Annotated in this window: 21 protein-coding genes; 15 read left to right on the top strand and 6 right to left on the bottom strand. The window is 58.0% G+C overall.

The window, feature by feature from the left end:
* Positions 1–58 precede the first annotated feature (58 nt).
* Entirely contained in the window at positions 59–607 is a 549-nt protein-coding gene (locus tag NFS22_RS19000) for a hypothetical protein (protein ID WP_251319298.1), read from the bottom strand.
* A 592-nt stretch (positions 608–1,199) separates the two neighbouring features.
* On the opposite strand from NFS22_RS19000, the gene NFS22_RS19005 reads away from it, so the two are divergent.
* Both NFS22_RS19005 and NFS22_RS19010 read left to right on the top strand, forming a co-directional pair.
* Positions 1,200–3,335: an LTA synthase family protein gene (locus NFS22_RS19005; RefSeq protein ID WP_251319299.1), complete on the top strand. Its 2,136-nt coding sequence runs from the start codon at positions 1,200–1,202 to the stop codon at positions 3,333–3,335.
* Positions 3,336–3,505: 170 nt separating this feature from the next.
* A complete protein-coding gene (locus NFS22_RS19010) occupies positions 3,506–4,228 on the top strand; it encodes a Bax inhibitor-1/YccA family protein (RefSeq protein ID WP_251319300.1) in 723 nt (240 codons plus the stop codon).
* Positions 4,229–4,325: 97 nt separating this feature from the next.
* Here the strand turns inward: NFS22_RS19010 and NFS22_RS19015 are convergent, their stop codons facing one another.
* Complete coding sequence (locus NFS22_RS19015; protein ID WP_251319301.1) at positions 4,326–5,558, bottom strand: hypothetical protein; 1,233 nt, start codon at positions 5,556–5,558, stop codon at positions 4,326–4,328.
* Positions 5,551–6,054: an RNA polymerase sigma factor gene (locus tag NFS22_RS19020; RefSeq protein WP_251319302.1), complete on the bottom strand. Its 504-nt coding sequence runs from the start codon at positions 6,052–6,054 to the stop codon at positions 5,551–5,553. Before NFS22_RS19020 ends, NFS22_RS19015 begins: the two co-directional genes overlap by 8 nt.
* A gap of 374 nt (positions 6,055–6,428) precedes the next feature.
* Between NFS22_RS19020 and ruvC the strand changes: the two genes are divergently transcribed.
* The 5 genes from ruvC (at position 6,429) to NFS22_RS19045 (ending at position 9,524) form a co-directional block, all read left to right on the top strand.
* Entirely contained in the window at positions 6,429–6,950 is a 522-nt protein-coding gene (gene ruvC / locus NFS22_RS19025) for a crossover junction endodeoxyribonuclease RuvC (protein ID WP_251319303.1), read from the top strand.
* A gap of 5 nt (positions 6,951–6,955) precedes the next feature.
* Positions 6,956–7,564 (top strand): Holliday junction branch migration protein RuvA, encoded by a 609-nt coding sequence (ruvA, locus tag NFS22_RS19030; RefSeq protein WP_251319304.1) that lies wholly within the window; start codon positions 6,956–6,958, stop codon positions 7,562–7,564.
* A 4-nt stretch (positions 7,565–7,568) separates the two neighbouring features.
* Complete coding sequence (locus NFS22_RS19035; RefSeq protein ID WP_251319305.1) at positions 7,569–7,901, top strand: DUF6054 family protein; 333 nt, start codon at positions 7,569–7,571, stop codon at positions 7,899–7,901.
* A 162-nt stretch (positions 7,902–8,063) separates the two neighbouring features.
* On the top strand, positions 8,064–9,134 hold the full coding sequence (gene ruvB, locus NFS22_RS19040) for a Holliday junction branch migration DNA helicase RuvB (protein WP_251319306.1): 1,071 nt from the start codon (positions 8,064–8,066) through the stop codon (positions 9,132–9,134).
* 9 nt (positions 9,135–9,143) lie between these two features.
* Positions 9,144–9,524, top strand: a complete 381-nt coding sequence (locus tag NFS22_RS19045) for a DUF5655 domain-containing protein (RefSeq protein WP_251319307.1) — start codon at positions 9,144–9,146, stop codon at positions 9,522–9,524.
* Here the strand turns inward: NFS22_RS19045 and NFS22_RS19050 are convergent, their stop codons facing one another.
* Positions 9,525–9,782, bottom strand: coding sequence for a hypothetical protein (locus tag NFS22_RS19050; protein WP_251319308.1), 258 nt, complete (start codon positions 9,780–9,782; stop codon positions 9,525–9,527).
* 99 nt (positions 9,783–9,881) lie between these two features.
* Here NFS22_RS19050 and NFS22_RS19055 point away from each other — a divergent pair, with 99 nt between their 5' ends.
* The 7 genes from NFS22_RS19055 to NFS22_RS19085 all read left to right on the top strand — a co-directional run bounded on the left by NFS22_RS19055 (position 9,882) and on the right by NFS22_RS19085 (position 13,926).
* Positions 9,882–10,103, top strand: coding sequence for a helix-turn-helix domain-containing protein (locus NFS22_RS19055; protein WP_277614886.1), 222 nt, complete (start codon positions 9,882–9,884; stop codon positions 10,101–10,103).
* A 231-nt stretch (positions 10,104–10,334) separates the two neighbouring features.
* Positions 10,335–10,802: a hypothetical protein gene (locus tag NFS22_RS19060; protein WP_251319310.1), complete on the top strand. Its 468-nt coding sequence runs from the start codon at positions 10,335–10,337 to the stop codon at positions 10,800–10,802.
* 24 nt (positions 10,803–10,826) lie between these two features.
* Positions 10,827–12,179: a phosphoglucosamine mutase gene (glmM, locus tag NFS22_RS19065; RefSeq protein WP_251319311.1), complete on the top strand. Its 1,353-nt coding sequence runs from the start codon at positions 10,827–10,829 to the stop codon at positions 12,177–12,179.
* Between the two features lie 120 nt (positions 12,180–12,299).
* Positions 12,300–12,911 carry a sigma-70 family RNA polymerase sigma factor gene (locus tag NFS22_RS19070; RefSeq protein WP_251319312.1) on the top strand — a complete coding sequence of 204 codons (612 nt, stop codon included), beginning with the start codon at positions 12,300–12,302 and terminating at the stop codon, positions 12,909–12,911.
* Positions 12,912–12,969: 58 nt separating this feature from the next.
* Positions 12,970–13,251 carry a zinc-ribbon domain containing protein gene (locus tag NFS22_RS19075; RefSeq protein ID WP_160571009.1) on the top strand — a complete coding sequence of 94 codons (282 nt, stop codon included), beginning with the start codon at positions 12,970–12,972 and terminating at the stop codon, positions 13,249–13,251.
* A gap of 107 nt (positions 13,252–13,358) precedes the next feature.
* A complete protein-coding gene (locus NFS22_RS19080) occupies positions 13,359–13,577 on the top strand; it encodes a Uma2 family endonuclease (protein WP_251319313.1) in 219 nt (72 codons plus the stop codon).
* On the top strand, positions 13,546–13,926 hold the full coding sequence (locus tag NFS22_RS19085; RefSeq protein ID WP_251319314.1) for a Uma2 family endonuclease: 381 nt from the start codon (positions 13,546–13,548) through the stop codon (positions 13,924–13,926). Before NFS22_RS19080 ends, NFS22_RS19085 begins: the two co-directional genes overlap by 32 nt.
* On the opposite strand, the gene NFS22_RS19090 is transcribed toward NFS22_RS19085, so the two are convergent.
* Positions 13,877–14,554: a YoaK family protein gene (locus NFS22_RS19090; protein ID WP_251319315.1), complete on the bottom strand. Its 678-nt coding sequence runs from the start codon at positions 14,552–14,554 to the stop codon at positions 13,877–13,879. The two genes, NFS22_RS19085 and NFS22_RS19090, sit on opposite strands and share 50 nt — an antisense overlap.
* 155 nt (positions 14,555–14,709) lie before the next feature.
* Here NFS22_RS19090 and NFS22_RS19095 point away from each other — a divergent pair, with 155 nt between their 5' ends.
* Complete coding sequence (locus NFS22_RS19095) at positions 14,710–14,907, top strand: DUF1858 domain-containing protein (RefSeq protein ID WP_251319316.1); 198 nt, start codon at positions 14,710–14,712, stop codon at positions 14,905–14,907.
* 41 nt (positions 14,908–14,948) lie between these two features.
* Here the strand turns inward: NFS22_RS19095 and NFS22_RS19100 are convergent, their stop codons facing one another.
* Positions 14,949–16,058, bottom strand: a complete 1,110-nt coding sequence (locus NFS22_RS19100; protein WP_251319317.1) for a TPM domain-containing protein — start codon at positions 16,056–16,058, stop codon at positions 14,949–14,951.
* Positions 16,059–16,096 lie beyond the last annotated feature (38 nt).

The raw sequence follows: 16,096 nt of genomic DNA on the forward strand, positions 1-16,096 counted from the left end.
TCTGCTCAGGCGGTTTGCATGATTGCCGCTTTTCGCACTTTGTTAAAAAGGCTTTAGCCTATTGGTACAGCTTCTCATTTTTGATATACATTGTTGTCAAACCATCCGTTGCCTGGGGGCCCCAAAACAGCGCGTCAAAGAGGCCGGGCTGCTTGGCTGTGGTTTTGCCGCGCTCCGCCTGTTGGACACACATTTTCAGATAGGCTTCCATCCCGTACCGGTTTATAAAATCGACCCGGTCGACCACCGGCTTCCCAACAAGCGTAAAGAGGAGGACGGCTCGTGTTACTTCACCGGTTCCGATCACCGCGCATGCCAAAAGCCATGGGCCCAACGGAAACTTCGCCAGCAAAATTACTGGAATGAAAATCAATACACCAACCAAGCCGATTAAAAGGAAAAAAAGAGAAATCTGGTATTTTTCAAAAGCCAGCAATAACGGCACTGGTAAAATTCCAAGTCCGATAAAGCCGGATTTTCTTTGGATGAATAGCTGTGTCTTTTTGGGAATCGATTCATCTGGCGTGATCCTAAATTTAGAATCGGTATTCAGGCTATATAGCATAGCCACAGACGTTACCACGATCGCTAAAATAATTTTAAACATTTTGCGTTCCTCCTCTTCTTTGATGGGCGTTTTTCTTCCTCCTGTTTGTTTTTACGGTCTCCAGGGGCGTTTCCACCCCTGGAGCCGGGGTAAAAAACAAAAACGCCGTGCAGGTGCAAAGCCTACACAGCAAAGAAGAGTCTTCGACAACACAAACACACGAACACTACAACAAACCAAACCCTTTACAAAAAGGCTGGCCTGTCGTATAATATTCCATGCGGTGCGGCCGATGGCCGTTGTGTAGGTGAGCAGTATTCACCTATGCAGGCTTTGCGGGTGCTGGTAACACCCATAAAGCTGCCGCATTTTTGTTTTCAACAGCAGTATAACAGAAACTGACATGTTTTGCAAGAGCTATAAAGCCCCTTTTAACGAAAACGAAGTGCAATACCGCGGTGACCACCCTTTCTGTCTCCCCGTTTGAGCTTTATAAGATGCCTACATGTTAAATACTTTCCCCAACAGTTGTCAAGCAAAATCAGGGGTGAAGAATTTATAAAATTTTAAAGAAATATCCCTTGACTGCGACCGGGCAAGTAGGTAAAGTAGGAGAGGTAAAAAAAGGTTTTTCGATTGGAGGTCGATTCCAATGGGGTATAATGGGAGAAGGATGAGCGGAAATCGCAGCCGGTCCCGCCGCAGCGAGGCGGCGGTTATGATCCAGACCTTGGAGCGGGTGCTGTTGTTTCCGCTGCTGCTGCTCTATCTGGAGCTGGTGCTGCATGTCTACATGAAGACATCCCTGGCTTACGCTCCGGTGTATTTTGTGTTCAGCTTTGCGGCGGGGTTTTTCCTGTCCGCTCTTACTTTGGCCTGGCACCCGCAGGTGAACAGTATAATCTCCAAGGTGCTGGCAGTGCTCCTGTCGGTGGTCTACGGAGTGGAGATTATCGCCAAGACCATCCTCCAGTCCTACTACGGCCCCAGCGCCTTGAAGGTGGCGGCGGGAAACCGGCTGACTGACTACTCCGACGTTATTCTCTCCACCGTTATCCACAGTATCCCGATCCTTCTGATCCTGCTGCTGCCTTCCATCCTGATCTGCATATTCGGCAACGATTTTCCGGGCTTTGAGCGCTTCGACGTCCGCTTTGCCGCCATAGTGCTGGGGGCCTGTGTGCTCTGTCATGTGCTGGGTATTGGGGTGACGCTGCTGCCCTGGAAGGGGGACGTAACTCCCGGGTGGCTGTATAAGGTGGACACCAATGTGGACGACCAGGTGGAGCAGCTGGGTCTGCTGACCATGCTGCGGCTGGATATCAAGCATATGATTGTCCCGGTGAGCAACACCATGGGCAACGATTTCAGCGGTTTGGAGGTTCTGACGCCGCCGGGGGGCAGCTCTGCGGGGGATGCATCCCAGGTGGATGACCCCGGTCCGGTGATTGACACTTCGCCCAATGTGATGGATGTGGACTTGGCCGCTCTGTCTGAGAACGGGGCGAACGACGATGTCAAGTGGCTGGCCAACTATTTCAACAGTGTTACTCCTACCAAAAAGAATGAGTATACCGGTATGTTTGAGGGCTACAACGTGATCGAGGTGGTCATTGAGGGGTTCTCGGGCTACGCCATCGACCCCCAGCTCACCCCCACACTGTATAAGCTGACCCACGAGGGCTTTGTCTTCAACAACTTCTATACCGCCCTCCACTACACCAGCACCTCCAATGGCGAGTGCCAGACGCTGCTGGGCCTGTATCCCAAAAACGGCAACCCCATCACCATGAAGCGTACCGGAGAAGTACAGTTTAAAAAGGATGGCCAGAATGTGGGCTTCAACGCCTATCTCACTCTGCCTCAACAGCTGAAACGGGCGGGTTACAACGTGCTGGGCTACCACGCCAACTCTGAGATGTACGGCCGTCTGGCCTCCCACACCAACCTGGGTTACGACTGGCACCAGTTTGGCAACGGCTTTGAGGGGCTGGAGCTGAAAAACGACGGCGGCCTGCAATGGCCCCAGCGGGACACTGTGATGGTGGAGGCAAGCGTGGATGACTATATCAACTCTGACCAGCCCTTCCATGTCTACTACCTGACCATCAGCGGCCACATGCCCTACTCCAACAACAGGATTGTGGCCCCCTACCGGGAGACGGTCCGGGCGCTGCCCTACAGCGAGACCACCCAGAACTATGTGGCCACCGTCATGGAGGTGGACCGCGCTCTGGAGCTGCTGATTCAGAAGCTGGAGGCGGCGGGCAAGCTGGACAAAACCCTTATTGTGGCCACCGGGGACCACATTCCCTACTTCAACGTGGACACCCTGGAGGAGTTGTCCGGACAGACGTTTGGCAGTTCCGAGGCCATGGAACACCTGGACGAGTCCAGCATTGACTTTGATGTCTATAAAAACTCCCTCATTATATGGTCGGCCAGCATGGAGGAGCCGGTTGTGGTAGATAAGCCCTGCTGTCAGGTGGACATTCTGCCCACGGTGTCCAATCTGCTGGGGCTGGAGTATGATTCACGGATGCTGGCGGGCAGCGACATCCTCTCCGACAGCGAGGGGCTGGTGGTCTTTACCTCCACCTGCTGGATGACTGACCGGGGCTTCTACAACCGCTTTACCCAGGAGTTCACCCCGGCAGAGGGGGTCACCATGACGGCGGAGGAGCAGGAAAACTATGTTTCCGCCATGAAGAAGCTGGTGAGCTACAAGCTGAACTCCACAGCGCTGATTGTGGAAAACAACTTTTATGATGCCGCCTTTGGAGGATAGAACAAGGCCCCATTTGAAAGGGGCACCACCTCTCAAAAGGAAGCTTTTTTCAGCGAGGAGAAACACTTTTCTGAAATCAGTTGATTTTTTCATGCTGTCGAAGTATAATAGAACCAACCTCTATCGGGCAGACTGAACAGAAGCTGTCCGCAAAGAAAGGAGCGCTTTTTATGAGTTTTGATCCCTATGAATTTGACCGCGGTTATGCCTCCAGCCAGGGCGACACTTTGGGGCAGTATACCGCCAAGACCTTCCTGTGGATGGTGCTGGGACTGCTGGTCACCTTTGGGGTGGCGGTGGGCTGCTGGATCACCGACGCGATCTATTATCTGGCCTATGCGCGTATGCTCAACGCGGTGCAGCTGATTGTGCTGGTGTCCACCCTGATCATCTCTTTCACCATGGTCCGCCGCATTGAGAAGATGGCGGTGGGGACGGCTATCGGCCTGTTTGTGCTGTTTTCCGCCCTGTTCGGCTTTACTATGTCCATCTATCTGCTGGTCTATGGGCTCACCGCTGTAGTGCTGTGCTTCCTGCTCACCGCTGTCTACTTCGGCGCGTTGGCGGCTTACGGCTTTTTGACCAAGCGAGACCTGTCCAGCCTGCGGACCATCCTGTTTTCCGGGCTGATTTTCCTGATTATCTTCGGTCTGCTGTCCATGTTTATCCCTGGTCTGGACATGTTTGACCGGGTGGTCTGCCTCATTGGCATCGCTGTCTTCCTGGGCTACACCGCCTACGATACCCAGAAAATCAAGGCCTATTACAGCTTCTATTCCGCCTCCCCCGACATGCTGGCCAAGGCCTCTATTTTCTCCGCTCTCCAGCTGTATCTGGACTTTGTCAACCTGTTCCTGTATCTGCTGCGCTTCCTGAGCAACAAGAAACGCTGAGTCAACGAAAAAGCGGCTGTCCTGCTTGGACGGCCGCTTTTTTCAGCATGTCAAAAAAACTCGTACTTGTATTTTGCCTCCCTCTTTGAGGGAGCCTTCACTCCTGCGGGAACCAGCTGGAGGTGGAGACGTCCTCCTCGGGGATGGAATCCACAGTGAGGGCGGGCTGCTTCTCCTCAGGAAGCTTCTCGGGCAGGTCCTCCACGTCGTATTTGGCCCCGTCGTAGTAGGGCTCCACAGCGATCAGGTCCTCGTCGTCCGGGACGGTGACTCCGCCGGGCATGACGTGGGAGACAGCCGGGCTCTCGGTCCCCACATCGGCGGTGGCCCGCTGGCCCACCTGGACCAGGATCATGTCGTCCTCCGGGTCCAGCTTCGCCAGAACGACCAGGATGGAGTTGTTGACCTGGGTGAGGGTCAGCTCAATGCGGTTGGCCTCCTCGTTGATGCCCCAGCCCGCCATCACGTCGCCGCATTCCGGGTTGCTGTCCGGGAGGGCGTTAAGCCGGTCCATCAGTTCGCTGAGCTGGGCCAGGGAGTATTTGCAGGAGGAGAACATCACCGTGTCGCTGCCCGTCCAGTCCAGCACCTGGAGCTCCAGGGATTTGTCGCCAGGGTCCTCGCTCTCCACCACCTGGACCACCAGCCGGCCAGATTCGTCCAGATAGGCCCCGCCGTACCAGTCGGGGTAGGCGCCGTTGAAGTGGGCCATCAGCTTCTGGTAGTCCTCAGCCCCCTCCTGGACGGGGACGTCCCCCACATAGGCCCCGCCGGGCAGGTCGCCGGTGTTGGGGGCGGGCAGTGCCCCGGTGCGGACATACAGCTCCTTCTGGGAGAACATTTTCAGGGAATCCAGGTTGAAGGGGTCGTTTCCCTCGCTGTTTTTCTGCCCGTCCACGAACTTCCACCACTTGGCCCAGGTCATCTGGTAGCCGATGGACTGGTACTCCTCAATTTCCTCCCGGGTGTAGCCCACGTCCAGCATGGCGGCGGTCAGGTCCTCGGGGGTCATGCCCATGTCCTGGTCGCTCCCCTCGCTTCCGCCGGTAGCGGTAGTGGCGTTTTCCGGGATGTATCCGGCCAGGTCCTCCACCGTCACATAGCTGTGGATCGGAATTTTGCTGATGAGGGGGTAATACCTGTCCTTTCCGGCCTGATAGACGGTAAACGCCCCGACCACCAGCGCCGCGCAGGCGGCGAGGGCGGTGTATTTTTTCCAGGGAATGGGCCGTTTCTTTACCGGCTGGGTCAGTTTCTCAGTGAGGGCCGCCCGGACCTCCGGGCTGGGGGTCATCTGCTTTTGCATGGAGTCAAAAAGCTCCTTATTCATCAAAATACGCTCCTTTCAGCTTCTCCCGGAGCTGCTCCCGGCCCCTTGTCAGCCGCATTCGGACGGCCCCAGGGCGGATGGCCAGCACCTTGGCGATCTCCTGGGTGGACAGCTCCTGGAAGTAGAACAGATAGATGGGCAGGCGGTAGTCCTCGGCCAGACTTTGCAGGGCGGTCCAGACCTGGTTTTCTTCGGGCTCCCGAAACTGGACCGGGGTGTCCTCCCGCTCCGACAGGGGGACAGTCTTCCTCCTCCAGCTGGAGGAGGTCACCCGCCGGGACTGGTTGACAGTGGTGCGCAGCAGCCAGGCTTTCCGGTGCTCCTCGTCCCGAAAGGTCTTTCCCGATTGGTGGTAGGCCAGGAATACCTCCTGAAATACGTCGTCGGCGTCGGTCCGATTGCCCGTCCGAGTAAGGGCCAGGCCGTACACCATATCCTGATAGCGGTCAATTATCGCATCCATCTCACCGCCCGCGCGCAGCGGCAGAGCTTCCATACGCAAGACCTCCTTTCACCTGTAACTCAAAACAGAGGGAAGAAATGTCACAGAAAAATTGAAAACTTCTGCATGTGTTCTAAGGCCCCCTTGGAAAAGGGGGCTCCGTACGGAGGGCGGTGTGGGTTTTCTCCGACAAAGACAGTTGCATTTTCGACAAGAGAAAACCCTCCGTCATCCGCTGCGCGGATGCCACCTCCCTTTGCGAAGGGAGGCTTTTGTCCGTAAAAATCCATCTTCCCATTCTACCAGATTTGTGCTATAATTATCATGTGATATTGTGAGCAGGAGGAAAAACGAAGTTTTTCCCAAAAGTTTTCTTTTTGGTTCTTTTTCTTTTACAACAGAAAAAGAACAGGGCAGGGGAGGAGCATATGATTATCCTTGGCATTGACCCGGGGGTGGCTACAATCGGCTTTGGTGTCATCCGGGCGGACCGGCAGAAAAATACGCTTCTGCGCTATGGGGTGATTACCACCCCGGCGGGCATTCCCCTGTCCCACCGGCTGCTGCAAATCTCCAACGACATGGAGGAGCTGATTCACACCTTTCACCCCAACGAGATGGCTGTAGAGGAGCTGTTTTTCTCCAAAAACATCACCACCGGCATCTCGGTGGCCCATGGCCGGGGGGTAATCCTCCTGGCGGCGGAGAAGCTGGGGGTGCCTATCTTCGAGTACACCCCCATGCAGGTGAAGCAGGCGGTGGCGGGCTACGGCGGGGCTGACAAGCGGCAGGTGATGCTGATGACCCAGCGGCTGCTGTCCATGAAGAATGTCCCCCGCCCGGACGACGCCGCCGACGCTCTGGCCATTGCCATCTGTCACGCCCGTTCGGCCACCAGCCTGCTGAACACAGAGCGGGTCTTTGACCCGGAAAAATACGACACGAGGTAACGCTTATGTTTTACTACTTAAACGGCACGGTGGCCCACATTGAGCCCTTTCTGGCCGTGATCGACTGCGGCGGCGTGGGCTATGCGTGCCGCACTACCAGCTGCACCCTGTCCGCCCTGAAAAAGGGGGACAGGGGCAAGCTGTTCACCCACCTGAGCGTCAAGGAGGACGGGGTGGACCTGTACGGCTTTGCCACGGCAGAGGAGCTGCGGCTGTTCCAGCAGCTGATCTCCGTGTCCGGAGTGGGCCCCAAGGCGGCGCTGTCCATTTTGTCCTCCAGCACCCCGGCCAATCTGGCCCTGTCCATCATCACCGGGGACGAGAAGGCGCTCACCTGCGCCCCCGGCGTGGGCAAGAAGATCGCCCAGAGGGTGATTCTGGAGCTGAAGGACAAGCTGGCCAAGGGCCAGACCATCAGCGCCTCTGGGGAGAGCTACGGCGGCACCGGAGTTACCGTCATCCCGGAGAACAAGCTGTCTGAGGCCACCGCCGCCCTGGCGGTGCTGGGCTACTCCCAGGGAGAGATCAACCTGGCCCTCAAGGGGATTGACCTGGAGGGCCTGTCCCTGGAGCAGATTATAAAAGAGGCGCTGAAAAAGATGATGAAGGGGTGACATAATGGCAAAATTTGAGTGTACCCTACAGGGCGATTACGATCAGGCCCTGCGCTACTTTCACGACGGCATCCTCCAGGGCAGCATGTCGGCCAGCTTTGAGGAGGAGAGCTATGTTCAGACCTTCGGCGTGCGGGTGACCGTCCGGGTCTACGAGCGGTACAGCATGACCGGCGGCAATCGTCTGTCCATGACCCTAACCCTGGTGGGGGACGGAGAGAAACTGTTTCTCTCCGGCATCACCGCCGGGGGCAGCCAGGGCGTGCTGTTCAAATTCAACACCTTCGGCGAGGAGGCCTTTCTGGATGTCCTCCGGGAGCTGGCACAGAGATGGTAAAAAGGCCCCCTTCGCAAAGGGGGCTCCGCCCAGAGGGCGGTGGGGGGTTTCTCTGACAGAGACAGCTGCATTTTCGGTGGGGAAAACCCTCCGTCATTTGCTTCGCAAATGCCACCTCCCTTTGCGAAGGGAGGCTTAGGGACGAGATAAGGAAGTGACATTTTGAGCATTGATTTTTCCGGCGGGGGCGGCTTTGAGGCGGAGGAGCTGGAGCCCCTGGTGACCACCTCGCTGACCAGGGAGGACGAGGGGGAGTACTCCCTGCGTCCCAAGACTTTAAAGGAGTACATTGGCCAGGAGAAGGCCAAGGGCAACCTGGATGTCTTCATCCAGGCAGCGAAAATGCGGGGCGAGCCCCTGGACCACGTGCTGCTCCACGGCCCGCCGGGGCTGGGCAAGACCACCCTCAGCGGCATTATTGCCAACGAGATGGGGGTGAATGTGCGCATCACCTCCGGCCCCGCCATTGAGAAGGCGGGGGATCTGGCCGCTCTGCTGACCAACCTGAACGAGAACGACATCCTCTTTGTGGACGAGATCCACCGGCTGAACCGGGCGGTGGAGGAGATTCTCTACCCCGCCATGGAGGACTACGCCATTGACATTATCATAGGCAAGGGGCCGTCGGCCAACTCGATCCGGCTGGACCTGCCCAAATTCACCCTGATTGGAGCGACAACAAGGGCGGGCCAGCTGTCCGCCCCGCTCCGGGACCGGTTTGGGGTGACCTTGCGGCTGGAGCTGTACTCCCCGGAGGAGCTTTCCTGGATTGTCACCCGCTCCGCCGGCATTCTGGAGGTGCCCATTGAGCCGGACGGCGCCATGGAGATCGCGCGCCGGTCCCGGGGGACCCCCCGTATTGCCAACCGGATGCTCCGCCGGGTGCGGGACTTCGCCCAGGTGCGGGCGGGGGGTGTCATCACCAAAAAGGTGGCCGACGAGGCCCTCACCGCCCTGGAGATCGACTACCTGGGGCTGGACGCCATTGACCACCGGATGCTTCGGTCCATTGTGGAAAATTACCGGGGCGGCCCGGTGGGACTGGATACCCTGGCCGCTACCATCAACGAGGAGTCGGTCACCCTGGAGGATGTGTACGAGCCCTACCTGATGCAGCTGGGCTTTCTCACCCGCACCCCCAGGGGCCGGTGTGTCACCCCCAAGGCGTATGCGCATTTGGGCCTCCCCGTCCCCGGCGGGCCGGAGGGCGGGCTGGACCAACTGAGCTTTTAAGGAGGGCCTATGGACCAAAACATCCTGTTCTTTTTCAACGAACACCCGGAAGCAATTCCCCTTTACGAGGCCTTTGAGGAGCGGCTTCTGTCCGAACTGGAGGGGGTGGTCATCCAGCCCCAGAAGACCCAGATCACCCTGAAAAACCGGCGGGTGTTCGGGGCGGTGTCCTTTCTTAAGGCCCGGAGGGCCAAGGACCGGCCCGACCCCTACATCACTGTCACCCTGGGGCTGAACCGGCGGGAGCTCTCCCCACGGGTGGACCAGGCCTCCGAGCCCTACCCCGGACGGTGGACCCACCACCTTGTGATTGGCTCAGTGGAGGAGATCGACGGTGAGCTGATGAACTGGGTCCGGGAGGCCTGCGAGTTTGCGGCGGCCAAGAGATAATTATTTGCCCATTGCCCGCAAAACCTCTTGACGAAGACCCAATCCATAGAGATAATAGAGATCGGAGGCGCGGCCCCAATATGCGCCAAGGCTCACCTCAAAAGCGTCATTCAGGTCATAGCCCACCAGCTCTGCAATTTTGTGCGCAGCGGCATAAAATTGCTGCTTCCGATTTACAAATTCCGGGTCACTGGCGCAAAACGCCTCAATGTCTGCGTCAATCGTGTCGTTGAAGAATAAAGATGGCAGTGTGTTCATAGCAGCACATCTGGATAAAAATAATGATAATAGTGATAAAAATACTGATACTATCGTAAGACATTCGGCTCTGCCTGTCAAGAGAAAAGAGGACATATTATGGAAAGATTTCCACGTCGCTTAAAAGCACTTCGTGTTGAAAATGGAGTAAAGCAACATGAAGTGGCTGTACACTTGGGCCTTTCCGACGGTGGCTATCGGTGCTATGAACAGGGACGGGGATATCCGGATGTTCCAGGCCTGTACGCGCTGGCGGAGTACTTCAACGTCAGCATCGACTACCTCCTGGGCCGCACAGATAGGCGGGAAGTCAACAGGTGAGCACACAAAAGGCCCCTTTTGAAAGGGGCTCCGCCCGCAGGGCGGTGGGGATTGCGTTTCGCGAAGCGAAACATACGAAGTAACCGAGGTTTGCAATCCGGATTTATTTTATACATTTTGGCTTCGCCAAAATACAATCCTCCGTCACGGGCTGTGCCCGTGCCATCTCCTTTCAAAAGGAGGCTTTTGGGCGGAGACCAGATCAATATACAGTGATATGGGGGGCAAATTATGACTGTTGAAGTCAGTGAAGATGTGAAAAAAATACAGGAACTGCTGGCCAAAAAGGAGTATCAGGCGGTTTACGACCGGTATGCTCCCGTGCTGGAGGACATGATTTTTGTCCGGAGCCTGGAGGAGTGGCTGGACTTTATCCAGCAGGAGGGCGCGCTGGAGGAGGAGCCGCTGAGGCTGTATCTGTCGGCCCGGCGGGGAGAGTGTCTGCTGCTGGGCGGGTATCAGGGGGATGTCACCCAGGCGGTGCTGGACTGCCTCAAGGGGAAGATCCCCGGGGAGCTTTTGGAGCGGCTGAGCAGCTTGCCGCCCATTGTAATTGATATTGACGAGCTGAACGGAACGCTGGAAAAACAAATCCTGCCGTACCAGAAGGTCCTGGAACCGGCGGGCTTTGCCTTCCGCATTGAGTTTGAAGATATTTACTGTGCGGGGGCCTACTTCCTGTCAGTGGAGACCAAATAATTTTGAAATTTGAGGTGTATCTGCATGGGCAAATTATTCGGAACGGACGGCATCCGGGGCGTGGTGAACGCCGGGCTGGACGGGGACCTGGCCTATAAGGTAGGTCTGGCGGCGGCCACGGTGCTGGCCAAAAAGAAGGGGAGCAAGCCGCTGGTGACCATTGGCAAGGACACCCGCATCTCCGGCGACCTGCTGAAGGGCTCGCTGATCTCCGGTCTGTGTACCGCCGGGGCGGACGTGCTGGACCTGGGTACCCTGCCCACCCCCGGCGTGGCCTGGGTGACAGTGGACGAGGAGGCGGACGCGGGCATTGTCATCTCGGCCAGCCACAATCCCTTTGAGCACAACGGCATCAAAATCTTCAACGGCAAGGGCTTTAAGCTGTCCGACGAGCTGGAGGAGAAGATTGAGGACATTGTTCTCTTTGGTTCCAACAACGTGCCCATGAAGACGGGGGCGGACATAGGCAAGGTGAGCTACGCCGCCCCCAAGGCCAGTGAGGACTACATTGACCACCTGGAATCTACCATTGATTCCACCCTGGGCGGCCTGCGCATTTTGGTGGACTGCGCCAACGGTGCCGCCTCCGCCACCGCTGCCCGGCTGTTTGACCGCTTTTCCAAGCTGCGCACCGACGTGATCAACGCCGACCCCGACGGGGTGAACATCAACGACCACTGCGGCTCCACCCACATGGACGCCCTGTCCGCCATGGTGAAGGCCGGCCACTATGATATTGGCATTGCCTTCGACGGGGACGCCGACCGCTGCCTGGCCGTGGATGAGCTGGGCAATCTTATCGACGGCGACCAGATTATGGCGGCCTGCGGCCTGGATATGAAGGCCAAGGGCCAGCTGCCCGGCGACACGGTGGTGGCCACCGTCATGTCCAACCTGGGCTTTCACGTCTACGCCGGGGAGCACGGCGTGAATCTGGAGTGTACCGACGTGGGGGACCGCAACGTGCTGGAGCGGATGGTGGAAAAGGGCTACCGCCTGGGGGGTGAGCAGTCGGGGCACATGATTTTCCTGGACCATGCCACCACCGGCGACGGCCAGCTTACCGCCCTGAAGCTGCTGGCCCTGATGAAGGAGAGCGGCAAAAAGGCCAGCCAGGTGTTCAGCGCCTGTCCCCGGTATCCCCAGGTGCTCATCAACATCCCCGTGGCTGACAACGACGTGAAAAAGGCCGCCATGGCCAGCCCCCTGCTGGCTCAGGCCGTCCAGCGGGAGGAGGAGGCCCTGTCCGGCGAGGGCCGGGTTCTGGTGCGCCCCTCGGGCACCGAGGCGCTGATGCGGGTGATGGTGGAGGCCAGAAGTGAGGAGCGGGCTCAGGAAACTGCCCAACGTTTGGCCGATCTGATCTCAAATCTTTGAGGAAAAACGCACAGTCCGGGCCCGCTGGCCGGGACTGGAAAATGTCAACAAAGTTTTTTGGGAAAACCCTTGACAAATCTGAACATTTTGTTTATTATGAATGATAGCCGAGATAATAGTATGGAACACCAATTTCTAAATTCCTCTGATGAGGAACTTTGCCTGGGCGCCGCCCAGGGCAATTCTCCGGCGGAAGCGGAGCTGGTCAGCCGGTATGGCTGGCTGGTTCGTGCCTGCGCCCGCCCCCTGTTTTTGGCGGGGGGAGACAGCGAGGACCTGATTCAGGAAGGTTTTCTGGGCCTGCTGACCGCCATCCGGAGCTTTGACCCAGGCCGGGACGCCGCCTTTCGTACGTTTGCGGAGATTTGTATCCGCAGCCGTCTGCACACCGCCGTCCGTGCGGCCCAGGGCGGAAAGCACGCACCTTTGAATCACAGTGTTTCCTACGAGCCCCCTCTTTTTGACGGAACCAACGCATATATGTTTTCCAGCGCCGAGAGCCCGGAGGACGTGGTCATCGGCAGAGAGGAACTGAAAGAGCGCCTGGAGGCGCTCAAGGGCCGATTATCCAAGTTTGAAGCGCAAATACTCCCCCCATACCTGAACGGACTCTCCTGTGGAGAGATCGCCCAGCGGGTGGGCCGGTCACAGAAGTCGGTGGACAACGCCATCCAGCGTATCCGCCGCAAGACGGCCCTGCAAATTTCTACCGGCGTATCCAGCGAGAGCTGATCGCAATATCACACGCCCAGGCCAAGTGCCGGGCAAAAGTCAAAGAGAGGGAATATCCATGTACGAAGACAAGATCCTGGTATGCAAAGAGTGCGGCAACGAGTTCACCTTTACCGCTGGTGAGCAGGAGTTCTATGCGGAGCGCGGCTTCCAGAACGAGCCCCAGCGCTGCAAGCCCTGCCGTGACGCCCGCAAGAACGCCGCCCGCGGCCCCCGTGAGTACTTCACCGCCGTGTGCGCCGCCTGCGGCGGTGAGGCCAAGGTTCCTTTCGAGCCCAAGTCTGACCGTCCCGTCTATTGCAGCGACTGCTTCGCCAAGATGCGTGAGCAGCAGGGCTGATAAACGAGCCAGGAAAAAAGTCCGCCTTTTGGCGGACTTTTTCTTTAATTTCCGGTGAGACATGATATAATATTAAATTATAGACAAAATGGTCAGGAGGAGTTGACATGGCTCTGCCGAAAGAGGAACGGTATACCTACGCCGATTATCTGGGATGGGATGAAAACGAGCGGATTGAGCTGATATACGGCGCACCGGTTATGATGACGCCGCCCTCCCGGAGACACCAGGAGGTCAGCGGGGAGCTCTACCGCCAGCTGGCCAATTTTTTGGAGGGGAAAAAGTGTCGGGTCTATGCCGCCCCCCTTCGGTGTCCGCCTGTTTGAGGGGGTGGAGGACAGCCCGAAGGATGTGGATACGGTGGTGGAGCCGGACATCACCGTAGTCTGTGACCACAGCAAGCTGGACGACCAGGGCTGCAAGGGCGCACCCGATCTGGTAATCGAAATTTTGTCCCTCTCCACCCAGCGCCATGACCGGCTGACAAAGCTGAACCTGTACCAGCGGGCCGGGGTGGGGGAGTATTGGATTGTCAACCCGGAAGATCGGACCGTGCAGGTCATGCTGCTGGAGAAGGGGCTGTACCGGGTGGCCGACATCTGCACAGCCCAGGATGTGATTAAGGTCAACAGTCTGGAGGGCTGTTATCTGGAGCTGGAGAAGGTGTTTCGCTGAGAAGCAGTCCCAGCACCGCTGCCAGCAATACGCAGGACAGCCAGATGGCGGGCAGGTCCAGCAGTTCCACCGCCAGGCTGCCCATTTCAGCGCCCAGGGCGAACAGAAGGATGACAAAGAAGTACAGCCGGGCCTTTTTCCGTTCCAGCAGGTCTCCGGTGCGCATAAAGGCACACAGGGCCTCCATACCGCTGCGCAGGTTGCCGATACACATAGTGCTGGCAAAGGCGAAGCCCTCCATTTGCCGAAAGGCCTGGACTTGCATGGCGCAGGAGAAGGAGACCAAAGCGTTGGCCAGCTGATCCAGGGAGTGGGGGATGAACCCCACCAGAAACAGCAGCAGGATCTCCCAGAGCAGTACCCGCCGCTGCCAGCGGGGTCGGCGGACCCGGAGCCATTCTGCCGCCGCCACCCCCAGTGCAAAGGCCAGCACGGGGAGGAGGTAACGGGCGGCCCGGCCCCAGTCCCCGTCAAACAGGCTCTGGCCCAGGAGTACAATATTGCCCGTCTGGGCGTTGGCGAAGACCTTGCCCCGGCGGAGGTAGGTGTAGGTGTCCTGCAGCCCTCCGGAGAGGGTGAGCAGGGCCACCGGAAGCAGCCGCTCTGCGGCGGGATGGGTTTGATTCATGCGATCAGGTCCTTTTTTAGAGTTGTCTGGCTATAAAATCCAAGGCACTTTGATTGTAATGCTGGTTTGTCCAAAAGGGAAGAAAAAATTCGTTGCAAAAAGGCGGAATATCGGTTATACTATCTCCATCCTAGAGATAGACGGAGGAAAATAATATGACCATCAACAAAGACACCATCATTGGCGACATCCTGAAGGTTGCCCCCCAGGCCGCCCCCATTTTCATGGGCATTGGCATGCACTGCCTGGGCTGTCCCGCCTCCCAGGGTGAGACAGTGGAGAAGGCCTGCGCCGTCCACGGTGTGGACGTGAACGAGCTGCTGGCCCAGGTCAACAAGCTTATCGGCAAGTAAGAAAAATAACCGCCCTCCTCCGGGAGGGCGGTTATTTATGTCTAGCGCCGGCCAAAGCCTCCGCCACGGGAGCCGCCGCCGGAAAATCCGCCGCCGCTCCGGGAGCTTCCGCCGAACCCTCCGCCCCGGCTTCCGCCGAAACTGCCGCCGGAGAAACCTCCGCCACGGGAGCTTCCGGAAAAGCCTCCGCCGCGGGAACCGCCTGAGAAGCCGCCCCCTCTGGGGCCGCTGGAAAAGCTTCCCCCACTGGAGCCGCCTCTTGGGCCGCTGAAACCGGTGAAACTGCCGCCGCCAGGCCGTCCGCCCGGACCGGGGCCGCCAGGCCCTTTGGGAGGCGGGGGAGGGGGAGGGGGAGGCTGCTGCCAGTGGCGGCGGTACCAGTAGGTGCCCGGCCCGTGCCAGAAGAAGATGGGACGGAACATCACCGGGGGATTGGGGACGCCGTAGTACCGCTGGCGGTAGGTGTTGTAGCGCATCTGGTCAATGGCGTTGACCACCGTTACAGCGGCGACTAGGATGAGCAGCAAAATCACAGCGCCTAAAAACCGCCGGCCCGCATTGAGATCGTTCTGGACGGTGGGAGGGGCGCTGCTGCTGTCCAGATAACCCAAGCCGTAGTTTTCCACATAGTACTGATTCAGGTTGGTAAACAGGTTCAATACGCCTTTGCCGTAGTCCTTGGACTGGACATACTCATACAGGCAGTTGTCCATATAGGAGGTCACCTGGCTGTCGGTGAGGGGATAGTCCGGGCCTACAGCCAGGTAGGCGTCTTTGGAGGAGGCGTCAAGGACCAGAATGCCATCCGACGCGCCCAGCTGGATTTCCTCACCCAGATCGTAGGCGTAATCATCAATAGCGCCGTCTACGGAGGACACTGCCGCCACGGCGATAATGCTGCCATACCGCTGGTTCCAGTTGGCGTTGTAGAGGCAGATCTGTTCCTCCTCCTTGGAGGACAGCACCCCCGCCTCGTCCCAGATATAGTCGGCGAACTGTTTGGTGGACAAACTCTCATCCAGGGCGGCGCCGCCGGCAGGCAGCGGTTCAGCCTCCCGCCGTCCGCCTTTGACCTGCCCGATTCCCACCGCCGCCGCGATCATTGCCGCTGTGAGCAGCCAGGCCACCCAGGTTTTCTGCAAAAATTTCATGGTGTTCTCCTATCTTGTTTTCGCCGCAGCGTTTAAAG

The sequence above is a fragment of the Flintibacter muris genome (assembly GCF_943192995.1).
Lineage (GTDB): Bacteria > Bacillota > Clostridia > Oscillospirales > Oscillospiraceae > Lawsonibacter > Lawsonibacter muris.